Origin of the sequence: Lutimonas sp., assembly GCF_051011215.1 — a bacterium.
GTDB lineage: Bacteria > Bacteroidota > Bacteroidia > Flavobacteriales > Flavobacteriaceae > Lutimonas.
Genome location: NZ_JBPCUJ010000035.1, coordinates 1 through 3458 on the forward strand (window position 1 = coordinate 1; position 3458 = coordinate 3458).

The 3458-nt window shown below is 41.1% G+C and carries 4 protein-coding genes; all 4 read right to left on the reverse strand.

Going from position 1 to position 3458, the window contains the following annotated elements; genetic code table 11:
• A partial coding sequence (locus tag ACR2MV_RS03825; protein ID WP_434020575.1) for a hypothetical protein occupies nucleotides 1-299 on the reverse strand: 299 nt, incomplete at its 3' end.
• A 27-nt stretch (nucleotides 300-326) separates the two neighbouring features.
• A complete protein-coding gene (locus ACR2MV_RS03830; RefSeq protein ID WP_434020576.1) occupies nucleotides 327-1637 on the reverse strand; it encodes an ABC transporter substrate-binding protein in 1311 nt (436 codons plus the stop codon).
• A 12-nt stretch (nucleotides 1638-1649) separates the two neighbouring features.
• Nucleotides 1650-2243 carry a Rid family hydrolase gene (locus tag ACR2MV_RS03835; protein WP_434020577.1) on the reverse strand — a complete coding sequence of 198 codons (594 nt, stop codon included), beginning with the start codon at nucleotides 2241-2243 and terminating at the stop codon, nucleotides 1650-1652.
• A gap of 37 nt (nucleotides 2244-2280) precedes the next feature.
• On the reverse strand, nucleotides 2281-3458 hold a 1178-nt coding region (locus ACR2MV_RS03840), incomplete at its 5' end, for a ligand-binding sensor domain-containing protein (protein WP_434020578.1).

The window sequence follows — 3458 nt, forward strand, 5'->3', positions numbered from 1 at the left end:
TCCACCTTATCCTTAAAAACCAGGTCTACAACTTCTCTTGAACCGGCCCCCCAGGAACCTGCTGCAATGCGAACAATCAATTTTAAAGGTCTGCCATTTATTCCTCCTTTACTGTTGATTTGCTCAACGGCAATTTCTGCACTGCATCTTGAGACTGCCTCATTCTTTTCGTTGACCAAAAGACCAATTGAAATATGCGATGCATTCTCTGAGTGATTTTGGGCATACAAAGCCTGACCAAAGAATTGCATCAGACAAAGCACAAAAGCAATAATACTTATTTCAAAAAGACCTTTCACCAACTTTTATTTAAACATCAAAAAGCTTCAATAACCAACCATTCTTCCTGAATGAGCTCTTTCACCCAATGCAGGACTTGGACTAAATTCAAACGCACCATTCTGAACTTTAGCCATCCAGATTTCTCCAATATCATTCCAGCTTTCATCCAAAACGATTTCTCCGGTAACTCCCTGATACCCCTGAAATGTAGTAAGGTCTGTCAAAACATCTCTTATCAACACTCTGTTTAACCCTACTTTTCTTATTGCTTCCACAATCAAGTTCATTCCATCGTAGGCATGGGCTGCAAACACATCCGGCTCCAAGCCAAATCTTGCCCTGTAATCCTGTTGAAACTGCACATATTGCTCATTCTCAGCTGTCGGATTGTAGGGACAGGTAGCCACAATTCCTTCTGCCCAGTCCCCTGCGATCTCAAGAAATTCATTGGATACAATCCGATCGGAAGCATAAATTGGGAAATCCATACCCATTTCTCTTAGTTGCTTTACAATCAATCCTGACTCCTTCGCATTGGCCCATATTAATATGGCATCTGGAGATACACGTTTTATATTTTCTAATTGCATTGAAAAATCAGTTTCTCCATCATTGAATCGCTCTTCTATCATCATAGGATGACCCAACCTCACTGCTGCTCCTGAATACTCCATAATCCCCACACGTCCATACCGGGTATTGGTTCGGATCACAGCAACTCTTTCATGATTTTTCTCTTCAAAAATATGAGTTGCCAAGGCATATCCACTTTGTCTGTCATCACTAATCACTCTTATCGCCCAAGGGATATTTGTTTCAGTAAATGTTGGATCCGGATCTCCTGTATTAACCATCATAATCTCCATTTTCAGGGTCGCTCGGAGAGCCACATGAGATACTATATCATCAATCGATCCCAGCCAGGCCCAAACCTCCTCTTCATCCATCTTTACGACCTCATTGGCTGCAGCACCCCAAAGACCAACATCATTGTGCACCATCAAGGTATAAGGAAGACCTCGATAACCACCCGCCGCATTGGCCTGTTCAAGCGCAAGCTTTGCCCCATTCAGCATTTGCTCTCCAAGAGGCACCAAAGCAGACCCTTCTAAGGGACCTAAAAAACCAATCCTCACTTCTTCAAGATGATCAGGTGCTACCTTATCCCTTCCCGCGCCATAGAATTGAATTGGTTCAACAAAATGGTACTTATACGCCTCTTGAAACTTTTGATAAGGAAAAAGTTTGTCTGGCGTTTTTCCGTACTTTAAATCGGTCTTTTGAGCCTGTAGTCCTATGGATAAGCAAATACAAGACCCAAGCGTGCAAACCCAAAATCTTAGGAACGATCGCATAAAATTCTAACTTTAATTTGATTTACAAACTGCATAGACCTCCATCTCCACTAAAAGTGTTTCCCAGCATAATCTGGCCTGAATCCCGGTACTGGCAGGAAGAGGATCCAGATTAAGCCATTGGTAGAATGTCGTGCGAATCTTGTTGAACTCATCATAATCTCTTTCAATATCTCTTAAAAAATTACTGGTTCTTACCACATCATGCCATGTCATCCCTTCCGCTTCAAGTAAATTCGTAACATTGAAATAAGTCCGCCACAACTGGGCTTTAAAATCGCCAATATGTTCGGGTTTCCCCTCTTCATTTACACTGGCTGTGCCAGAGATTAATAATACCTTGTAATCTCCAAAATCCAATCGAAGAGCTCTGGAAAATGAAGATGGCTTCTGATAATCATAGGCCTCATTAATTGTATGAGGAGCATGAACCACATGTTTTTCAATAGGTGGTCTTTCGTTGTGAATGGATGGATAAACTGTAGGCGTAATTTGATTTTCATCAGATAATATGCCAAGTTTGCTCATTTCAATTCTTTCTCCTTCAGTCAATCTGTCTAGATCTATTAATAATTTTCGCTCCTGAATATCTATTGTATTGCTCATAATTACTTTGTTTTTCTATTCGTATTATTTTTTCTATTTATTTAATTGTGACCAGACGTTTGTCTGATGAATTTATTAATTCCCCTCTACTGAGCCCATCTGAAGTTGCTACCCAGATTACCTCATCCTTTATATCTACACCCAGCACATAATTATGCGCTATGGAAGGAGTCATCAAAAGATTGTTCACTTCGGCACCTTTGCTGATCATTGCCTTGCCATTTCTATTCTTCTCATTTTTAACATAGGTGATCCACTGTTCGCCATCTGTGCAACTCAATCCTCTGTCTGTTGCGATAAAAACATATTTACCTGAGGCCTTTATAAAATTTATAAAATTACTCGCCAAACCACTGTCATGATCAAAGTATCCCTTCCAGCGCACTCCGTCATAACGGCTTAGTCCGAAATAGGTACCAACCCAAAGTTTTCCGTCAGCCCAGGAGGTACCAGTGGTTATATCATGGACAATTCCATCATCCGGAAATAAATCAATTTCCATATTCCCGTCGGGATCCGTATAATCTCTGAACTGTTCCGTTTCTTTGGTATACTCCACCACTCCGCCTCCCCAGGCTGCAATAAAGATCTTACCGTCCCCACTGCTAACACCATAGGTCCATGGTTCATGCATGGGCGCATTTTGTTCTGTGAATATTTGCCATTCCTTTCGATACGTATCGTACCTGCCGGCGCCTCCTCCGGTAGCCACCCAAATATCCTTTTCATCACAGGTCACAGCATAAATAAGATCATTAGGCATGCCACTGTTCATTTGATTAAAGTTTTCAAATTTTCCTGCTGACCAACGAGACAATCCTCCCATTGTTCCGATCCATGCATCTCCGGTTTGCTCACTAATATCGATGGCGAGTACGCCATTATGCGCCAGACCATCTTCTGTTGTATAGGTTGTCCATTCATTATTTTCATAGACAGACAAACCATCATGAGAACCTATCAAAACTCTCTTCCCATCAATACGCACACAATACACCTTGTTAGAAGGTAAACCGTTTTTTGTACTAAAGTTTTTCCAATTGCCATATACAGGAAGTCCAACGGAATCTTGCTTTACATTGTGATGGCTTACGTCGTGCGTCGCGAAGAGATCTTTGTGTAAATTATTCGAAAAACTAAATGAAACTGCTACACAAATCAATAGCATTGGCAACATGACTAATTGTTTCAAATTTCGGGTAGTGCTTTTCATAG

Coding starts and splice junctions, on each gene's coding strand:
- ACR2MV_RS03830 (WP_434020576.1), bottom strand. CDS start 1,637: ATGCGATCGTTCCTAAGATTTTGGGTTTGCACGCTTGGGTCTTGTATT.
- ACR2MV_RS03835 (WP_434020577.1), bottom strand. CDS start 2,243: ATGAGCAATACAATAGATATTCAGGAGCGAAAATTATTAATAGATCTA.